This is a genomic window from Sphingorhabdus sp., from assembly GCF_050921905.1.
Classification (GTDB): Bacteria; Pseudomonadota; Alphaproteobacteria; order Sphingomonadales; family Sphingomonadaceae; genus Sphingorhabdus_B.
Window position 1 is genome coordinate 2427765 of record NZ_CP050888.1, and the last position, 17666, is coordinate 2445430.

General features: G+C 54.2%; 17 protein-coding genes and 1 pseudogene. 10 read left to right on the plus strand and 8 right to left on the minus strand.

The window, feature by feature from the left end:
• Window positions 1–1227, minus strand: coding sequence for an MFS transporter (locus tag HEQ18_RS11830; RefSeq protein WP_432814864.1), 1227 nt, complete (start codon window positions 1225–1227; stop codon window positions 1–3).
• A gap of 141 nt (window positions 1228–1368) precedes the next feature.
• Here HEQ18_RS11830 and HEQ18_RS11835 point away from each other — a divergent pair, with 141 nt between their 5' ends.
• From HEQ18_RS11835 to HEQ18_RS11850, 4 genes and pseudogenes are all read left to right on the plus strand, one after another.
• Window positions 1369–2826, plus strand: coding sequence for a M81 family metallopeptidase (locus HEQ18_RS11835; RefSeq protein ID WP_432816008.1), 1458 nt, complete (start codon window positions 1369–1371; stop codon window positions 2824–2826).
• Between the two features lie 300 nt (window positions 2827–3126).
• Window positions 3127–4181, plus strand: a pseudogene (locus HEQ18_RS11840) (IS630 family transposase); the annotation flags it as partial.
• A gap of 613 nt (window positions 4182–4794) precedes the next feature.
• Window positions 4795–6369, plus strand: coding sequence for a phytoene desaturase family protein (locus HEQ18_RS11845; protein ID WP_432814865.1), 1575 nt, complete (start codon window positions 4795–4797; stop codon window positions 6367–6369).
• Window positions 6370–6466: 97 nt separating this feature from the next.
• A complete protein-coding gene (locus HEQ18_RS11850) occupies window positions 6467–6718 on the plus strand; it encodes a hypothetical protein (protein WP_432814866.1) in 252 nt (83 codons plus the stop codon).
• 832 nt (window positions 6719–7550) lie between these two features.
• Here the strand turns inward: HEQ18_RS11850 and HEQ18_RS11855 are convergent.
• Window positions 7551–8273: an SDR family oxidoreductase gene (locus tag HEQ18_RS11855; protein ID WP_432814867.1), complete on the minus strand. Its 723-nt coding sequence runs from the start codon at window positions 8271–8273 to the stop codon at window positions 7551–7553.
• A 37-nt stretch (window positions 8274–8310) separates the two neighbouring features.
• On the minus strand, window positions 8311–9606 hold the full coding sequence (locus HEQ18_RS11860; protein ID WP_432814868.1) for an MFS transporter: 1296 nt from the start codon (window positions 9604–9606) through the stop codon (window positions 8311–8313).
• A 131-nt stretch (window positions 9607–9737) separates the two neighbouring features.
• Here HEQ18_RS11860 and pgsA point away from each other — a divergent pair, with 131 nt between their 5' ends.
• The 3 genes from pgsA to HEQ18_RS11875 are packed head-to-tail and all read left to right on the plus strand — an operon-like array spanning window position 9738 to window position 11003.
• Window positions 9738–10310 carry a CDP-diacylglycerol--glycerol-3-phosphate 3-phosphatidyltransferase gene (gene pgsA, locus HEQ18_RS11865; protein WP_432814869.1) on the plus strand — a complete coding sequence of 191 codons (573 nt, stop codon included), beginning with the start codon at window positions 9738–9740 and terminating at the stop codon, window positions 10308–10310.
• A gap of 4 nt (window positions 10311–10314) precedes the next feature.
• Entirely contained in the window at window positions 10315–10566 is a 252-nt protein-coding gene (moaD, locus tag HEQ18_RS11870; RefSeq protein ID WP_397606053.1) for a molybdopterin converting factor subunit 1, read from the plus strand.
• Window positions 10563–11003, plus strand: coding sequence for a molybdenum cofactor biosynthesis protein MoaE (locus HEQ18_RS11875; RefSeq protein WP_432814870.1), 441 nt, complete (start codon window positions 10563–10565; stop codon window positions 11001–11003). The genes moaD and HEQ18_RS11875 overlap by 4 nt, the downstream gene beginning before the upstream one ends.
• On the opposite strand, the gene HEQ18_RS11880 is transcribed toward HEQ18_RS11875, so the two are convergent.
• A complete protein-coding gene (locus HEQ18_RS11880; protein WP_432814871.1) occupies window positions 11004–11909 on the minus strand; it encodes a hydrogen peroxide-inducible genes activator in 906 nt (301 codons plus the stop codon).
• Between the two features lie 157 nt (window positions 11910–12066).
• Here HEQ18_RS11880 and epsC point away from each other — a divergent pair, with 157 nt between their 5' ends.
• Both epsC and HEQ18_RS11890 read left to right on the plus strand, forming a co-directional pair.
• The gene (gene epsC / locus HEQ18_RS11885; protein ID WP_432814872.1) at window positions 12067–12789 is read left to right on the plus strand and encodes a serine O-acetyltransferase EpsC; all 723 of its coding nucleotides are present in this window, start codon (window positions 12067–12069) and stop codon (window positions 12787–12789) included.
• A complete protein-coding gene (locus HEQ18_RS11890) occupies window positions 12786–13130 on the plus strand; it encodes a DUF2794 domain-containing protein (RefSeq protein WP_432814873.1) in 345 nt (114 codons plus the stop codon). The genes epsC and HEQ18_RS11890 overlap by 4 nt, the downstream gene beginning before the upstream one ends.
• 47 nt (window positions 13131–13177) lie before the next feature.
• On the opposite strand, the gene HEQ18_RS11895 is transcribed toward HEQ18_RS11890, so the two are convergent.
• Window positions 13178–14080, minus strand: coding sequence for an SDR family NAD(P)-dependent oxidoreductase (locus tag HEQ18_RS11895; protein ID WP_397579946.1), 903 nt, complete (start codon window positions 14078–14080; stop codon window positions 13178–13180).
• Window positions 14081–14268: 188 nt separating this feature from the next.
• Here HEQ18_RS11895 and HEQ18_RS11900 point away from each other — a divergent pair, with 188 nt between their 5' ends.
• A complete protein-coding gene (locus tag HEQ18_RS11900) occupies window positions 14269–15480 on the plus strand; it encodes an OprO/OprP family phosphate-selective porin (protein ID WP_432814874.1) in 1212 nt (403 codons plus the stop codon).
• Here the strand turns inward: HEQ18_RS11900 and phoB are convergent.
• From phoB to pstB, 3 genes are read right to left on the minus strand one after another with little or no spacing between them, the layout of a single operon-like run.
• A complete protein-coding gene (gene phoB, locus HEQ18_RS11905; protein WP_432814875.1) occupies window positions 15477–16172 on the minus strand; it encodes a phosphate regulon transcriptional regulator PhoB in 696 nt (231 codons plus the stop codon). The genes HEQ18_RS11900 and phoB overlap by 4 nt on opposite strands.
• Window positions 16173–16185: 13 nt before the next feature.
• Window positions 16186–16857 (minus strand): phosphate signaling complex protein PhoU, encoded by a 672-nt coding sequence (phoU, locus tag HEQ18_RS11910; RefSeq protein ID WP_432814876.1) that lies wholly within the window; start codon window positions 16855–16857, stop codon window positions 16186–16188.
• A 12-nt stretch (window positions 16858–16869) separates the two neighbouring features.
• A complete protein-coding gene (gene pstB, locus HEQ18_RS11915; RefSeq protein ID WP_395615602.1) occupies window positions 16870–17664 on the minus strand; it encodes a phosphate ABC transporter ATP-binding protein PstB in 795 nt (264 codons plus the stop codon).
• Window positions 17665–17666: the final 2 nt, after the last annotated feature.

A 17666-nucleotide genomic window follows, 5' to 3' on the forward strand; every position in this document is an offset into this window, starting at 1 on the left:
TTATGGCAAATTTGTCTTTTTGGGCAGCTTTGAGCGTAGCATCAACGCCAACCCTGCGGTACCAACCGCTAGTCCGCAAATTCCTAAGCTTAGGCTGGCCCCAAGTGCATTGCCTCCTAGATGTGTGTTCAGTAAGGCAATCCCCGCGGGCCCAGCACCCAAGCCTACGCCAATGCCGAGGCAAACCTGCAGAGAGGTAGCTAGGCCGCGCGTCCGATCGTCGACTATGTTATGAAGGGTCACAGCGTTAGCCACATAAGCAACATTTGCTGCAGCCTGCCAAAGGGCAAAAGCAGCCAAGGCAGACCAAGCGAAGGGTAACTGTATTGCTAAAGGCGCCAAGCCCATCAAGATTGCGCAGGCAACAATCGTTTCCGGATTGCCGCGCTTCCCGCGCTTTTTAAAGACTCTATCAATGGCAATCCCGCCGACCCAGGCACCTATAGAACCGGCGACAAGGATGGTGATGCCGAGGCTGTTACCTGCAGCAGCGACCCCCACACCATACTCTCGAGTGAGCAGTGCCGTTTGCCAGGAAGTGTAAGCGAAATCAGCGATTGCAATCGAAGCCCCCATAAGCAAGGCTATCCAGAGGAGGCTGCGTAGTTGCCAAAGCTCCAAGAAGCCGCCAGAACCAACGGGCGAAGATTTATGAGGCCGCGGGGGCTCCCGAAACGCCAACAGTGCGGGAATAAGTAGCAAGCCAGCACCGCCAAGCAACAGCATAACTTGGCGCCATGGCTCAAGCCCGCTTATGAGGGGCAGATCAGAGAAATTTCCACCGCGCGCCACCTCGAGAAGGAAGCCGCCCCCACTAAACGCAAGTGAAGTTCCTAGCGTCGCCCCGAAATAGGTAATGGCAAACGCCTTTCCCCGTCGCTCGGCGCTGACATAGCTACACATAAGTGATGTTCCAGCGGGCACGAGCACCGCCTCACCCGCCCCGACCAGAATGCGCCCGACAAAAAGCCCAGAAAAGCTAGTTGCAAGCCCGTAGACAAAAGAACCCAATGTCCAAGCGACGACGCCTACAACAAGTAGATTGCGTCGGTTTGAGCGGTCCGCCATCCAACCGCTGGTAATTGTGGTAACCGCATAGGTGATGGCAAACGCGGTTTGCAAGCTACTGAACTCTAAATCTGAAACCTGAATGTCTCGGCGCATGTCATCAAGCAGTACAACCGGGAGAAAACGATGAACAAATGACAAGACCGTTGCGGCAGCCATTACCGTGACGAATGCAAATGCAATGCGGGTGCCAGTCCTGACAGATTGATCCGGTATGATAGAACCACTCCTAAACATATTTTCACATTTAGAAATTTTGCGCTATAACGCAAAAATTGTCAATAAAGCATAGGGTGCTTGATGCGCTTATTCCTTGCCAGCCTACTTGCTGAAACCAACACCTTCTGCGTTATCCCAACCGGACGCGGTGCATTCGAAGAGCAAGGGATTTGTCGGCAGATCGATGACCCAGGTGACCTGATGGGCATGCGCCCAGCTCTTGTCGCAGTAAGGGAGTTCGCCGAATCGGCCGGATGGGATGTGGTGCTAGGGTTATGCACTGCGGCGCAGCCCCTTGGTCCCGTGGTCGAAGATGTCTATCAGGAGTTTCGAGGCGCGATCCTCTCCGATTTGGCGGCAGCAATGCCGCTCGATGCAGTGGTTCTGGTGCTGCATGGTGCCATGACGACCGAAACTTGTAATGACTGTGAAGGAGATTTGTTAAGCGCAATCCGAAGGCTTGTCGGGCCTAAGGTGCCAATTGGAGTTTCCCTGGACCTTCACTGCCACTTCACTGCAGAGATGCGCGCCGCAACCCCAATTCATGTGGCATATAAGGAATACCCGCACACTGATATTGTAGAGACCGCCGTAACGGTCACAAAGCTAGCTATTGCTGCGCGTGAAGGTTCAATCCTTCCGCAGATTGGTTTTGCAAAGTGTCCGATGATTGGTGTTTGGCCAACCACCAATTCGCCCATGCGCGAAATTGTGGAGGAATTACGTCAGATCGAAAACCAGCCGGGCATACTGTCTGTGTCGTTGGGACACGGCATGGCATATGGCGATGTGCCGGAAGCAGGTGCCTGCGCTTGGGTTGTTGCCGACGGCGACATTGAACTTGCAAAATTCTATGCGGAACACTTGTCCAATGAATTCTATCGGATACGCCATGAGATCTCCGCAACCTTTACCTCACTTAATGATGCGCTTGATCAACTGGCGGATTGGCAAGCACCCCGACCGCTGGCTCTTGCGGACTTCGCCGATAATCCCGGCGGCGGTGCCATGGGTGACAGTACATTCATCTTACAGGGACTCATCGAGCGTGGAATAGGGGGTGTCGCACTTGGGGGGATCTGGGACCCGGGCGCCGTACAACTTTGCTTTGATGCAGGGGTGGGCGCTAAGTTTCTAATGCGGATCGGCGGCAAGGCCGGTCCTGCGTCTGGATTGCCAACCGATGTCACAGCGCAGGTCATGGCTCTCGTCCCAGACCACAGCCAGGATGATTTTGGTGGGCGTGCAAACCTTGGCCCATCGGCCTGGGTGCGAACGGAGCAAGGTATAGATTTGGCGCTAATATCGGTCCGTCAGCAGGTGCTAGGGCTTGATTTGTTTACTGGGCTCGGCATCGATCTTGTCAGCCCACGCGGGATCGTCGTAAAGTCTATGCAGCACTTCCTATCAGCCTTTGATTCCGTCGTTGGAAATGTACTTCTTGTAGATACGCCAGGACTATTAAGTACTAACTTTGCGAATATTCCATTCAAAAACAGAAGTCTTCTATTCTGGCCACGTGTCGAAAATGCACATTAAAAACATAAAATATATTTATTTTGAAAATAATTTTATAAAATATTTAATATCTGTACCGAATATTTTAATATTACCATTGAATTTTCCTTTATTTATACAAGTACGTTACTTGATTGCGCACTTGCCACCTCAGGAGATCCTAGCCATTCTTGGGTAAGAATCTGATTAATTGTCTCAAGGTCCCGGGTAGAAACTTTGACGATCATGTCATACCAAATTGCTGTGACGCTGACTCACATTAGGGATTCCCAAAGCTTTAGAACTCTGATTCTATGGCATACTTCATTTGCGGAGGTGATCATGGGTTCAGCGATTAGTTTGCGGGGCGATTTTGATGGGGCAGAATTGAGAAGGTTGGCACGGACATCGAAAAGCGCAAACCAGGCTCGACGGCTTTTGGCATTGGCTCAGATTTACGACGGCGGCAGCAGGAGCGAGGCTGCCAAAATAGGGGATGTCACTCTTCAGATCGTGCGTGACTGGGTGCTGCGGTTCAATAGATATGGCCCTGACGGCCTGCATGATGGCAAGGCTCCGGGCAAGCCTTCGATCCTTAGCGATGCCCAGCGTCAGGCACTGGCGGAAATCGTCGAGCAAGGCCCGATCCCTTCGATCCATGGCGTTGTTCGCTGGCGGCTGATCGATCTGACCCGGTGGCTGTATGACGAATTTGCGGTGTCGATTGATAAGACGACGGTGAGCCGGGAGTTGAAGAAACTGGGCTATGTTAAGCTCACGGCGCGACCTCGCCATCATGCTCAGAACGAACTTGCTCTTGAAGCCTTTAAAAAGGGGGCTTTGCAGCCGAGTTGGCAAAGGTCAAAGCAACTCTCCCGGCAGACACACCTGTAGAGATCTGGTTCCAGGACGAGGCGCGGATCGGGCAGAAGAACAAGATAACGCGGCGCTGGGCCAGACGCGGGACGCGGCCTTGCGCGCCCAAAGACCAGCGGACGAAATCAGCCTATATCTTCGGCGCGATCTGCCCGGAGCACGGCAAGGGTGCAGGGCTGGTACTGCCCTTGTGCAATACCGAAGCCATGACGCTCCATCTGGCAGAAATTGCGATCGCCATCGCCCCTGGCGCTCATGCTGTTGTGCTGATGGATCAGGCCGGTTGGCATATGACAGGCAAGTTGAATGTGCCTGACAATATCAGCATCATCGCGCTCCCGGCCAAATGCCCTGAACTCAACCCTGTCGAGAATATCTGGCAGTTCATGCGCGACAACTGGTTATCCAACCGGGTGTTTACCTCCCACGACAACATCGTTGACCACTGCTGTGAGGCTTGGAACAAGCTTATGGATCAACCTTGGCGCATTATGACCATCGGGCACCGCAAATGGGCGCATAGGTTGCGATCAATGCAATTTGGCATCAGATGCCTCGGCGATCTTCTGGCATTCCACCACCTCATCAAGGTTCGGGAGTCTCTCACAAAACGAACCGGCGGCATCGGATGAATGGCTTTTCAGTGTGACAATAACATAGGCCTGAAGCCATGGCGCAGGACGCAATCATGCGCTAATCAACACTGACCACTTAGTGGTAGCTAGACAGGCAGCCGCTAGCGCAGCAGCAAAGTCCCGATCAACCGAACCGATGACCAAGACGCCGCATTCACGTGTTGCGGGCATTGGGAAAAATGGATTGGGCGCTTTCGATTCCTTGCCCATTATGTCTATTCGGAAAAATTTATTGGACATTTTTCGATATTTTGCCAATTTAGAAAATTATGGAGCATTTCAGGAGCTCAGATTCTGTCGTGCATTGATGTTCAGGCAGATGAAGGTGCACTTTCTCGCGAGATTGGGCCACTTGGCGCAGCGGCCGCAACGATCACCATCGCGATGGGATCCGGGCTTCTTTGGTAAAGAAGGTTCGAGTAATGGGGCAATGTAAGCCTGCACGGTTCTGCTTTCTATACTGCTTGATGCAACCGATTTTTTTTAGGAGTATTATTTAATGAATTATGATGATGTTATAATCGGAGGCGGTCACAACGGTTTGGTGTGTGCGTTTTATTTAGCACAGGCTGGGCGGCGGGTCCGCGTTTTGGAACGACGTCACATTGTCGGCGGTGCAGCTGTCACAGAAGAGTTTCATCCCGGTTTCCGCACCTCAATCGCCAGCTACACGGTGAGCCTTCTGAGCCCCGACGTAATCCGTGACATGCGCCTGACTGAACGAGGGCTTTGTATCGTAGAGCGTCCGTTTGCCGGGTTTGTGCCGTATTCTGATGACCGATACTTAGTTCTCGGAGGCGACCCCGAAAAAGCTCAAGCCCAAGTTAGAAAATTTTCGGAGAAGGATGCAGAAGCGCTCCCAGAATACGAGAATATGCTGAGCGAAGTTGCTGACGTCCTGAGGGACATCGCGAACAAGACTCCTCCAAATAGTGGTGGCGGTTTAAGGGCACTCCTCGCGACTGCGGCTCAAGGTTACAATCTGGCGCGGCTTCCGGTTGAAACGCAACGTAACGTACTCGATCTTTTTACAAAAAGCGCGCGCTCGGTTTTAGATTCTTGGTTTGAGAGTGACCAAGTTAAGGGCGCATTGGGATTCGACTCTGTAATTGGGTTCTATGGCAGCCCTGACACACCGGGTTCCGCTTACGTCCTGCTTCACCACTTTTTTGGCGAAGTGAATGGAAAGCGAGGCGCTTGGGGCCATGCAATCGGAGGAATGGGAGCTATTACAGCTAAAATGGCGCAAGCCTGTGTCGACGTCGGAGTGGAAATCTCACTTAACTCACCAGTTTGCAAGGTGCTGGTTGACAATAAGCGCGTCAGCGGAGTGGCTCTGGAGAGTGGAGAGGTAGTGCTGGGTCGCACGGTAGTCGCGAATGTCGGGCCAAAGCTGCTTTATGAGCGGTTGATCGAACCGCAAGCTCTCTCTAAGCCCTTTCGACGCGCGATGAGCGGCTTTCAAACGGGCTGTGGATCGTTTCGAATGAACGTAGCGCTGAAGGAGCTTCCTCAGTTTACCTGTCTCCCTGGCGACGGCGATCATCATCGAGCGGCCGTATTTATAGCGCCGTCGTTAGATTATATGGACCGCGCGTATAGAGATGCCCGCGAATTCGGATGGTCCAGAGAACCGGTCATCGATATGATGCTTCCAAGTGCTGTTGATCCTTCTCTGGCCCCGGCTGGTTCGCACGTCGCTGCGATTTTCTGTCAACAATTTGCGTCCCATCTACCCGACGGACGTAGCTGGGATGATGCCCGAGAAGACGCTGCCGACACAGTCATCGAAACGATTAATCGCTACGCCCCAAATTTTAGGGATTCGATTATTGCTCGACAGATTCTCTCACCCCTCGACCTCGAGCGGATCTTCGGCTTAGTGGATGGGGACATTATGCATGGGGCTATGAGCCTTGATCAATTATGGGCAGCGCGGCCGCTTTTAGGTCACGCCGATTATCGCGGTCCCATTCGCAACTTATTTATGTGCGGCGCGGGAACTCATCCGGGCGGTGGCGTTACTGGCCTACCCGGTCGCAACGCAGCGCGCGAAGTGGTCCGTGGGTGGTGAGACCGCCAGAATAAAGCCATTCGAAAACCGTTGCAGCAACGATTGAAAGCTATGTTGGCATTGAGATCGACGTGCTCGAGCGCGCTGCATCATTCCCTTGCGGATCGACGTGCAGCCAGTCGGCGTGCTTGTCCGTCGTAAGGTTGTTTGGCGTGGTTGGCGGCGTATATTAGCGGAGACGTGCCTCGTCTGGGGGTCGATGTTAGGCGGCGGTATTGGATCGTTGCAAGCGTCGCTTCAGTTCGCGCTGGCTAGCCGGGGTATAGTCGGCACCAAGACCAAGACCAAGACCGAGACCGAGACGGTGGGGAGGTCTTTGAAGGAAGCGCAGCTAACCGAACGCGGATAATGATAGGTAAGAAGGAACTGCGGTTCCCATCAGCCAGAATAGGGGGTGCACCCGGTGGAGTTTCGTTTTGTAGATTTTGGAAGGCGGCGGCTCCTTTGTCTATCTAGAATGCCCAGGCTTCCGGGCTGGATCTATCCCAAGGAACCCGGGATTATAAACATCAAGAAGATAGACCAGTTGCAGCCAAGCCACACCCGTCTGAGGGCTTGCCAGAGTAAATCGCGTTAAGTCGGTTCGGGAAATGTACAGATTTTTACCTAGAGCGGTCTGCTTCTAGTTTAATTCAAGCTAAGAATCTGAAAAATTATGCCGTCTACAAGATTCGAAGTCGTGCCCCCTGATTATAAATCGCTGGCCCCTGCGGATTGAGGTGAACAAAGGGCTACTGACCAAACTTCTACTCCTAATAGCGGACTGTCGGCACAGTCCAACAAAGCTGCCGTTAAATCGATGTATGAACGAACGTCTGGTTCTGGTGATTGTGCACGTAAAAGCGGACTGTCGGCAACGTCGAAAATTCTGTTGAAAAAGTCAGCCCGCTTAATTTTATTGCGCTGACCAGAAACGATTGCATCCTGTGGCGCAGGAACTTGAATCAATATTCCAAACTGAGCCAATCAATTGGAAAGAAATTTCACCACGGTCTGGAAGATCGACTTTTTCAACAGAATTTCGAACAAAGCTGCCGTTAGCTATTTGGGCAAATCCACCAAGATTTCCCAATGATTTGAGTGCCCATCTTTGGTGCCTGTCGGGCACCACTTATTCTCCTAACATTGCAGATTGCGGGTTTTCCAAATGGGAAACCAGCTTCGTGGGTTCCGATTGACCCTTAGAATTTGATCATGATCCGCCGCACAAGCGCAGGCGAGATGGAGTAGATCAGCCTAAGCAGTTTCACCATGCCGACATTGGCCTCCGGGGCATTGGTCGCAATGGCATCAACGATTTCCGCTGCACATTGGTTGGCCGACATTTTATTGCCGTTGATCCGGCCACGCGTCATCGCGGTGTCTACCACAGGCGGCAGCGCCTCAATCACAACGACGTTGGTGTCGCGCAAATTGTGCCGCAGCGATTGGGTGAAACTGCGCAAGCCCGCCTTGGTGGCGCAATAAACAGGACCGCCCGCGCGTGGTGCAATCGCAAGGCCCGAGGTGACATTGACGATCACCGCCTCTTGCCGCTGCAACAGGCCCGGCAGGAAATGGCCGATCAGATGCAAAGGCGCGTTAAGGTTCAGGAAAACGGCCTGATCGGTCAGCGCAAGGTCCAGCGGCTCATCGGGGCCAAAATTCCCGCTCATCCCGGCATTGTTGATCAGCATATCGATGGGCCGATCCGCCAAAGCAGCGGCAAGGGTCGCGCAGCCAGCGGCGGTGGAAAGATCAGCTTGAATGGCCTCAAAACCTTCCGTGCGCGCCGATGCCAGCGCGTCTGCGCGACGGCCGCATACAATCACGCTTGCGCCTTTTGCCATCAACTGGCGCGCGATTTCCAAGCCAATGCCGTCGGTCCCGCCCGTCACCAACGCGGTCTTATTTGTGATTTTCATGCTGTGGTTTCAGAGTTTTTTGCTGCGAACATCCGCCTCATGACGTGACCTGAAGTGCGGCAACGTCACATGCTTTGTGTAGCCGCCATGCGATCCAAGCGGATATCAAACAGGCTGCTGCGATCATGAACAATGTGTCGGCAATGCCAACGCCAGCGCTCACGAGCAGGCTGTAGACAATGGCGCCAATGACCATTGCGCCGGAATTGACGATATTGTTGGCCGCAATGGTTCGTGCGGTTTGCGACTTTGCAACGGTGGTGGTCAGAAATGCGTAAAGCGGGACCACGAACATTCCGCCGGCAATAGCGATGCCCAAAATGTCGACTATCATCCGTTCACCCCTACCAAGCATCAGGAAACTGTACCAATTCATCAACTCTGCGCCCACTGGACCCCAATGGCTGACGCTCCACCACAGGTCGAGGACGAACAGCCCCATGACAATAACCGATGCCGGTGCATATTTCGCAGAGACCGTTCCCTTAAGCAGGCGGTTGATGGCAATTGAGCCAATCGCGATGCCGATAGAGAAAAATGCGGTGAACAAGGTCGCTACGGTGTTGTCGCCACCAATCGCATTCTTGACCATCGGCGGAAAAATGGAACCCAAAACCGCGCCAATGCCCCAAAAAAAGCTGATCGCCATGATGGCCATGAACAAATGGGGGATGTGCATGGTGTCGCGGACAAGCCGCCAACTGCTGCGGAAAATGTTCCAGTCCATTTTGGCTGTCGGTGCGTCGTTTTCGGGTGGCGCGGTTGGCACAGACTGGGCGGTTATGCGTCCTATGATGGCAACGATGATGATGCCGACGCCAGCAATCTCACCAGGGATGATCCCGCCTGCAATCGTGCCCCCCAATATGGCCAAATAGGTTCCAGCCTCCACAAGGCCAGTGCCGCCCAGCACCTCATCTTTTTCCAGATGTTGCGGCAGGATCGCATATTTGATCGGGCCAAAAAATGTCGAATGCACGCCCATCGCAAACAAGGCGGCGAGCATCAGCGGAATATTCTGCAAATAGATGCCCGCTGCACCAAATAGCATGATGATTATCTCGGCCGTTTTGACCATGCGGATGACCTTGGTTTTTTCAATCGTGTCCGCCAATTGCCCCGCCAGCGCGGAAAACAGGAAAAACGGCAAAATGAACAATGCGCCCGCAATCGCGTTGAAATTTGCTTCGCGCGTGGGGTCGGAATAAATGTCGTAGGTGACCAAGATCACCATCGCCATTTTGTAGAAATTGTCGTTGAAAGCGTTGAGAAACTGCGTGACAAATAGCGGAAGAAAGCGGCGCTTGTTCATCAGAGACATTGTCGTGGCCATAAAATTACCAGTTTCCCATGCGGAAGGATGCCACGTGCCTTAGCTGCCCGTTCGAAGCATGGCAAAGCGGATTTCGGTTCGCGGTTAAATAGTCAGGTGATTTTACGCGCGCATCACGCTATCGACGCTTTATGCTCAGCCTGCCCAACATCCTAACCCTGTCGCGAATTTTCGCCGTGCCCATATTGGTTTTCCTGTTGTGGCCCGGGACAAAGCCAATGAGCGTGCAGCCGACACCGCTCGATTATGCGTTTGCGTTCGTGCTCTATTGCCTGATGGGCATCACCGATTATTTCGACGGCTATCTCGCCCGCGCCCAAGGGACGGTGTCGAAACTGGGCGTCTTTCTTGACCCCATCGCCGACAAAATCATGATTGCCGCCGTCATTTTGATGTTGGTGTTCACCCGCGATTTGGAAGGGTGGCACGTGATCGCCGCCTTGATCATCTTGTTGCGCGAAATGATTGTGTCGGGTTTGCGTGAATTTCTTGCAGGGCTTCAGATTTCGGTGCCAGTGTCCAAACTCGCCAAATGGAAAACGGCATTTCAATTGGTCTCGCTTGGCGGCGTCATTTTGGCTGGGGCGCTGCCGGACTGGATTTTGCTGAAGCAAGCGGCTTTGCTGTTGTTGTGGATCGCGGCGGTGCTGACGATGATTACCGGTTGGGATTATCTGCGCGTCGGCATCAAGCATATGGATTGACGCCATGAAATTGGTGTATTTTGCCAGCGTGCGCGAAGCGATTGGGCTGTCATCCGAAGAATGCGATGTGCCGCAGGATGCCCGCAGTGTTGGCGATCTGGTGGCTTGGATTTCCGCGGGTTCCCAAGAGCATGCCCGCGCATTACATGACCTTTCGCGCCTGCGTTTCGCGTTGGACCAAGAGATGGTTTCGGGCGATGCTTTGCTGGGTGCGGCGCAGGAACTGGCGATTTTCCCTCCGGTCACCGGCGGATGAAAGTGGTGCGGATCAGCAATGCGCCAATTGAGCCCGCGTCGGAGCTGGCCGCCTTGGCGGGTCTTGGCGGTGGTGCATTGGCCAGTTTCACGGGCATTGTGCGCGACGATGGCGGTGTAACCGCGATTGAATTGGAACATTATCCCGGCATGACCGAGGCAAGTCTTTACAGCCTCATAGAAGCCGCCACAGCGCGATGGTCTTTGCTGGGTGCTGTAATCAGCCACCGCGTCGGTATCGTCGCTGTGGGGGCTCCTGTGGTCGTTGTCGGAGCCGCTTCGTTGCACAGGGCGGAGGCATTGGAGGCGACGGCGTTCCTCATTGACCGGCTGAAGACCGAGGCGCCATTTTGGAAGCGCGCGCATTATGCCGATGGCACCGCACAATGGATCGACGCCAAAGCGAGCGATGACGCGCGTTCCGAGCGCTGGGCGTAATTATGCGGCGTATAAGCCGCGCAAAGCATCCGCCAGCAGTTCAAATTCCTCACGGCGCGGGCTGTTGGTGCGCCACACCAACGCAATCTCGCGCGACGCATGTTCGGCGTTCAATGGGCGGGCCTGCACATTGGTGCCGTTCAACAACCCCGCTGTAATGGCCATTTCGGGGATGATGGTCAGGCCAAGGCCATTATCGACCATTTGCACCAGCGTATGCAGCGATGTGCCCAGCATCGTTGCAAAGGCGCGCATTTCTGGGCGGTTGCAGGCGGCAAGCGCATGATCCTTCAGGCAGTGGCCATCAACCAGCAAAAGCAACCTGCTTTCATCGATTAGCTCGGGCTTGATGCTTTCAGGGGGGTCGCGCGGGTCGTCCTTGGGAAACGCCACAAACAAGCGGTCGTCAAACAAAGTCGCTTTTTCAATATCGCCAGCGGCAAAGGGCAGCGCCAGCAATACACAATCGACCTGCCCATGATGCAAGGCGTCGATTGCAGCGGCGCTGGCTTCTTCGCGCAAATATAATTTCAGATCGGGATATTGCTTACGCAATGCGGGCAATAATTTCGGCAGCAAAAAAGGCGCAATGGTTGGAATGACGCTCATCCGCAGATCGTCGGCCAATGGCGTGCCCGCTGAACGTGCCATTTCCGCCAGCTCCTCTGCTTCACGCAATATCCGGTGCGCCTTTGCGACCATCTTGTTGCCAAGCGGCGTGAACCGGACAACGCGGCGCGTGCGTTCAACCAACATAATGCCAAGCAGCGATTCCAGCTCGCGAATGCCCGCCGATAGCGTCGATTGCGTGACGAAACAGGATTCGGCAGCCTTTCCAAAATGGCCATGCTCTTGCAACGCAACCAGATATTGCAGTTGTTTGAGCGTTGGAAGATATGTGCTCATAAATCGGTTCCGTTAATCAATAGAAGACGCATAATCGTTTTTGTTAATATTTATATACATAATTATCGGCAAACTGCATCCTTTGCTGGAAAAACCCACCCGAACGTCTTAGCTTATGAACTATCAACGGGTCCGGCAAAGGCCAGCAGAGTCATGTATGTTTATTTCTAATTTCATCGATTATCTCGACTCGATCAAAGAACGCGACCCCGCGCCGCGTTCACGGTGGGAGATTTTGTTATATCCCGGCGTTTGGGCGGTAGGTTATCACCGCGTCGCGCACTGGTTGTTTTTGGGCCAGATGTTTTTTCTGGCGCGGCTGGTCAATCACTTTGCGCGTTTCCTGACGGGTATCGACATTCACCCTGGCGCGAAAATAGGCAGCAATTTCTTTTTGGATCACGGTTTCAGCGTCATTGGCGAAACGGCGGAAATCGGCGACAATGTCACCATGTATCAAAATGTCACGCTTGGCGGCACCAATCCGACGACGGGAATTGGTGGAAAGCGGCATCCGACCATATTGGATAATGTCATCATCGGTTCGGGCGCGCAGATTCTTGGGCCAATTACCGTTGGCGAACGTGCGCGCATTGGCGCTGCTGCGGTCGTGACAGACGATGTGCCCGCCGGCGCGACCATGATTGGTCAAAAGGCGCGATCGACGCTCGTAAAGGCGGAAACCTACGCACGTGATTTCATGCCCTACGGCACGCCTTGCCGCGAAATGTTCGACCCAACGACGCAAAGCCTTGAGATCATGCAATGCGAGATTGAAAGCTTGCGTAAGAAAGTGGCCGAGTTGATGGCACAGCGTGATGCCAGTTCGAATGTTACGCCTGCCAAGCCACGTCCAGCCAAGGGACGCAAGGTCAGTTGAGCGCGGTCATCACGCCCTTTCCCGGGGTTAGCCGCCATAATCAGGTCGGCTTTGACAAAAATGAGCTGACCCAGATATTGAACCTATATGGCCGGATGGTCGCGGCGGGAAACTGGCGCGATTATGCCATTGACTTGGGCCGCGACGCCGCCGTGTTCAGCATGTTCCGCCGCGCGACCGAGCGGCCTGAATATCGCATCGAAAAACGCCCCGCGTTGCGCAACCGCCAAGGCATATGGGCGTTGGTCGGCGAAGGCGGCGCGATCCTGAAACGCGGCCATGACTTGGGACCAGTGCTGGCGCCTGTCGAACGCAAGTTAATGAAACTGGTCGATGCGTAAAAAAGCCCGGCCAAAGACCGGGCTTTATAAGGCACTATTGGGGCGGCTTAGCCCAATGCTTGCAGCGCCTTCATCACCGCGATGGATTGCTCGCCTCCCGATTGCGGCACCGTTTCGCCGGTGCGGTCGATGATCTTGTCCCATGCTGCGGCGAAACCTTCGACATTGCGGTCTTCCTGACGCAACGCGACGCCCGGCGTCATAGTGACATAGGCCGCGTGATAGCCTCCGCCGCCTGCGCCGATGATCATGTTGGTCGGTGCGTCTTCGCTGACCAGATAGAGCGCGGCCGGCACGACATTTTCAGGGGTGAATTGTTCAAACAGGCCTTCTGGGAAAATATCTTCGGTCATGCGTGTGCCAGCGACGGGCGCAAGCGAGTTGACGCGAACATTATATTTCGCGCCTTCCAAATGGAGCGTTTTGGTAAAGCCAGCAAGGCCAAGCTTTGCCGCGCCATAATTGGCTTGGCCGAAATTGCCATATAGGCCCGTTGACGACGTGGTCATCAAGATACGGCCATAGGCTTGGTCACGCATTATGTCCCAAACCGCCTTGGTGCAATTGGCCGAACCCATGACATGGACCTGAAGCACCAAATTAAAATCAGGCATGTCCATCTTGGCAAAGCTTTTGTCGCGCAAGATACCGGCATTGTTGATCAATATGTGCACGCCGCCAAAGGCCTCTTTCGCCTTAGCCACCATTTCAACCATTTGGTCATATTCGGTGACGCTGCCGCCATTGGCCATCGCTTCGCCGCCAGCGGCCTTAATCTGTTCGACAACTTGCGCCGCTGCATCGGATGTGCCCGTGCCATCACGCGCGCCGCCCAGATCATTAACCACCACTTTGGCACCGCGCTTGGCCAGCTCAAGCGCATAAGCCTTGCCCAAACCGCCGCCTGCACCCGTCACAATTGCGACTTTGTCTTTAAAACTGATGGTCATTCCCTATCTCCAATATGCATAACGGACAAAGCCGCCAAATTTGCTCGCGTCTTGGCATGGCCAGTCACTTGACGCAAGCGTAAAGCAAGGGTGAAAAAGTTTACGCAAAGAGAGAGTTTAATCCTAAAGGCACAATCACCAAATTGCCGTCCGCACGTCATCAGTGGACCTTACCCTAGGAAGTCCGAATGAATCCTCGCTGTCTTATTACCGCACTTGCAACGCTCACAGGATTTGGGATTTCCGCGCCCGCCGTGGCGCAGTCGAAGGATGATGCGCAAGCCGCGCCAGATGCTCGCACATCCAAGGCAACGGACTTGGCCTCAGATTGGCAGCTAAAGCCGCGCTGGCGTATGCAATATGATGTGGCGAGCATCGATGGTCCCGATGGTTTGGCGGGTGTAGGCAATTTTCAAGATATCCGGCGCGCCCGGGTCGGGGTCGATCTTGCCATGCCCTATGGTTTTTCGGCACGGCTTGAAACGGAATTGACCGCTGATCCTATCGAATTGAGCGACGCCTATCTGCAATGGAGTAGCCGACGCTTGAAAGTCATATTGGGCCAACAAAAAGCGCAGTTTCCGCTCGATGAAGAAAATAGCGACCTCGACACCAGCTTTCTGGAGCGCGCCGCGTTTGTCAACGCCTTTGGCTATACAAGGCGCACGGGGATTTCCGGACATTATGTTGCAGGCGATTGGGCGATATCTGGTGGAATCTACACAGACGCCATAGCTGCGCTGAATGACGTGCGCGCCAACAGTGTCTCTGCGGATCTTCGTGCATTTTGGTCCGCGCAATTGGCCAGCACGCGGTTGCATTTCGGCGCTACTTATCGCTGGCGCGATTTGAACGATTTTGGGCTTGCAGCAACGCGCTATAGAAGCCGACCGGCGCTTCGTATTGCCGACACGCGCTACATAGGGACGCCAGAGTTGGCTGTTGAAAAGGAGCAGCGTTTTGGGTTGGAGGCCGCCGCCGTTCAAGGCCGATTCCATTTGGCGTCAGAGGCGCATTGGTTAAAGGCGCAGCGCGACGGATTGCACGACCCGATTTTTTTCGGCGCTTATGCCGAGATTGGCTTATTCCTGACCAAAGACAGCCGTCCGTTAAAAGGTGGCATGTTTGGCACCATCAAACCGCGCAAACCCATCGGCGGTGGCGGGCTTGGCGCGGTGCAACTGAATATACGCTATGATTATCTCACCCTCAACAGCGGGGCGATCATAGGCGGCACGCAAAATGGATATCTCGCGTCGCTTATCTGGACGCCAGCAGAGAATTTTCGCCTGATGGGGCAATATACCAAGCTGAAATACACCGACGCAGCCATAGCCGTTGCGGGAGATCGGTCCTACAGCGTCAATGTGATTGGCGTGCGCGGCCAGATTTCGTTTTAGACGGCGTCTTGATCGAGCGAATAGCCCGCCGAACGCACGGTCCGGATGATGTCGCTGTCAAAGCCTTCGTTCAAGGCCTTGCGCAGGCGGCGGATATGGACATCCACGGTGCGGATTTCGATGTCGCTGTCATGGCCCCAGACGCTGTCAAGCAAGCGCTCACGCGAAAAAACATGGCCTGGATATTCGAGGAAATGCTTGAGCAGCCGGTACTCGGTCGGCCCCAAAGGCACCTGCTTACTACCGCGTTTCACCTTGTGCGCGACAGTGTCCATTTCTACATCACCGAAGCGCAAGGCTTCGCCAGCCAGGGCTGGGCGCACGCGGCGCAGGACGGCCTTCGCACGGGCAACGAGTTCGCGAGGTGAAAACGGCTTGGTGACATAATCATCGGCACCGATTTCTAGCCCGCGAATGCGGTCATCTTCTTCACCGCGCGCGGTTAGCATGATGATGGGCACATTGGCGGTGTTGTCCGACTTGCGCAATTGGCGGCATACTTCGATGCCAGATAAATTCTCCAGCATCCAATCGAGCAATACCAAATCAGGCGTGCGCTCCTTGGCCATCAACAGCGCCTCTTCACCGTCGCCGGTGTGTTGGACGTCGAATTCCTCACGCTCAAAATGCCAGCGGACCAGCTCGGCAAGCGCACTGTCGTCTTCAACCAATAGCAATTGCGCCTTGGGCATATATCTCTCCGCTTTAAGCGTCGGGCAGGTTTTCACCCGTTTCGGTAAAATAAATCATTTGGGCAACGGTGGTTGTGTGATCGCCAATCCGTTCGAGGTTCTTGGCGGTGAACAGCAAATGCGCGACCTCCGTCGCGTTCTGCGGATTTTTTGCCACATAAGCGACGAAATCGACGAACAAATCCTTGTTAAGCTGATCCACCACATCGTCGCGAACGGAGACTGCGCGCGCCAGATCGACGTCACGCTTGGCATAAGCGTCCATCGCCGTGCGGATCATTTCGACGACGATTTCGCCCATGCGGCCCAATTGCTCAAGCGCGGAGGACGGTATCTTGCCATTCATCTGCGGCACGCGCTTGGCGATGTTTTTGGCATAATCGCCAATACGTTCAATGACGGCAGACATTTTGAGCGCGGCGATTAGCTCACGCAAATCGTCCGCCATGGGGGCGCGCAATGCGATGGTCCGGACCACCAATCGTTCTACTTCGGTTTCGAGTATGTCGATAATTTTGTCATCGGCGCGGATGGTTGCGGCTGTGTCGCTATCATGCTCACGCAACGCCTTCATCGCCGCAATGACCGCAGCTTCGGCCCGCGCACCCATTTCGGCAATGAGCCCACGGATTTCGTCCATGTCGTCGTCAAATGCAGTGATTGTGTGCTTTGTGCCAGTGCTCATGTTGCAATCTTTCTAACCGTAACGGCCTGTAATATAATCTTTGGTGCGGTCTTCGCGTGGATTGGTAAATATGTCGGACGTTTCGCCAAATTCAATCAAATGGCCCAAATGGAAAAAGGCGGTGCGTTGTGACACGCGCGCGGCTTGCTGCATATTGTGGGTCACGATGATGATAGCATATTTGCCGCGCAGGTCGTGAATTAACTCCTCAATCCGCGCAGTGGCGATTGGGTCAAGCGCGGAGCAAGGTTCATCCATCAGTATGACTTCAGGGTCCACCGCAATGGCGCGGGCAATGCACAGGCGCTGCTGCTGACCGCCGGACAGCGCCGTTCCGCTTTCGCTCAGGCGATCCTTGACCTCGGCCCACAATCCAGCGCGGGTGAGTGACGTCTCGACGATTTGATCCAACTCGGCCTTGCCGCTGGCGAGACCATGGATACGCGGTCCGTAAGCGACATTGTCGTAAATCGATTTCGGGAATGGATTTGGCTTTTGAAACACCATTCCGACGCGCGCCCGCAATTGCACGACATCCATGCCAGACGCATAAATGTCTTCCCCGTCGAGCAGTATCTGGCCTTCCACGCGGGCCCCTGCGACGGTGTCGTTCATCCGGTTCAACGACCGCAGAAATGTCGACTTTCCGCAGCCAGACGGACCGATAAACGCAGTGACATTCTCACGATCAACGTCGATCGAAACGTCGTTAATGGCTTGCTTGTCGCCATAATATACATTCACATTGCGTGTGGATATTTTGGCTATTCCGGGGGTTACGCCCACATTGAAGTCCTTTGTTTTCATAG

What these genes read in the sequence shown, in the direction of transcription:
- HEQ18_RS11830 (WP_432814864.1), bottom strand. Translation starts at nt 1,227, where the DNA reads ATGGCTGCCGCAACGGTCTTGTCATTTGTTCATCGTTTTCTCCCGGTT.
- HEQ18_RS11835 (WP_432816008.1), top strand. Translation starts at nt 1,369, where the DNA reads ATGCGCTTATTCCTTGCCAGCCTACTTGCTGAAACCAACACCTTCTGC.
- HEQ18_RS11845 (WP_432814865.1), top strand. Translation starts at nt 4,795, where the DNA reads ATGAATTATGATGATGTTATAATCGGAGGCGGTCACAACGGTTTGGTG.
- HEQ18_RS11855 (WP_432814867.1), bottom strand. Translation starts at nt 8,273, where the DNA reads ATGAAAATCACAAATAAGACCGCGTTGGTGACGGGCGGGACCGACGGC.
- HEQ18_RS11860 (WP_432814868.1), bottom strand. Translation starts at nt 9,606, where the DNA reads ATGGCCACGACAATGTCTCTGATGAACAAGCGCCGCTTTCTTCCGCTA.
- pgsA (WP_432814869.1), top strand. Translation starts at nt 9,738, where the DNA reads ATGCTCAGCCTGCCCAACATCCTAACCCTGTCGCGAATTTTCGCCGTG.
- moaD (WP_397606053.1), top strand. Translation starts at nt 10,315, where the DNA reads ATGAAATTGGTGTATTTTGCCAGCGTGCGCGAAGCGATTGGGCTGTCA.
- HEQ18_RS11875 (WP_432814870.1), top strand. Translation starts at nt 10,563, where the DNA reads ATGAAAGTGGTGCGGATCAGCAATGCGCCAATTGAGCCCGCGTCGGAG.
- HEQ18_RS11880 (WP_432814871.1), bottom strand. Translation starts at nt 11,909, where the DNA reads ATGAGCACATATCTTCCAACGCTCAAACAACTGCAATATCTGGTTGCG.
- epsC (WP_432814872.1), top strand. Translation starts at nt 12,067, where the DNA reads ATGTTTATTTCTAATTTCATCGATTATCTCGACTCGATCAAAGAACGC.
- HEQ18_RS11895 (WP_397579946.1), bottom strand. Translation starts at nt 14,080, where the DNA reads ATGACCATCAGTTTTAAAGACAAAGTCGCAATTGTGACGGGTGCAGGC.
- HEQ18_RS11900 (WP_432814874.1), top strand. Translation starts at nt 14,269, where the DNA reads ATGAATCCTCGCTGTCTTATTACCGCACTTGCAACGCTCACAGGATTT.
- phoB (WP_432814875.1), bottom strand. Translation starts at nt 16,172, where the DNA reads ATGCCCAAGGCGCAATTGCTATTGGTTGAAGACGACAGTGCGCTTGCC.
- phoU (WP_432814876.1), bottom strand. Translation starts at nt 16,857, where the DNA reads ATGAGCACTGGCACAAAGCACACAATCACTGCATTTGACGACGACATG.
- pstB (WP_395615602.1), bottom strand. Translation starts at nt 17,664, where the DNA reads ATGAAAACAAAGGACTTCAATGTGGGCGTAACCCCCGGAATAGCCAAA.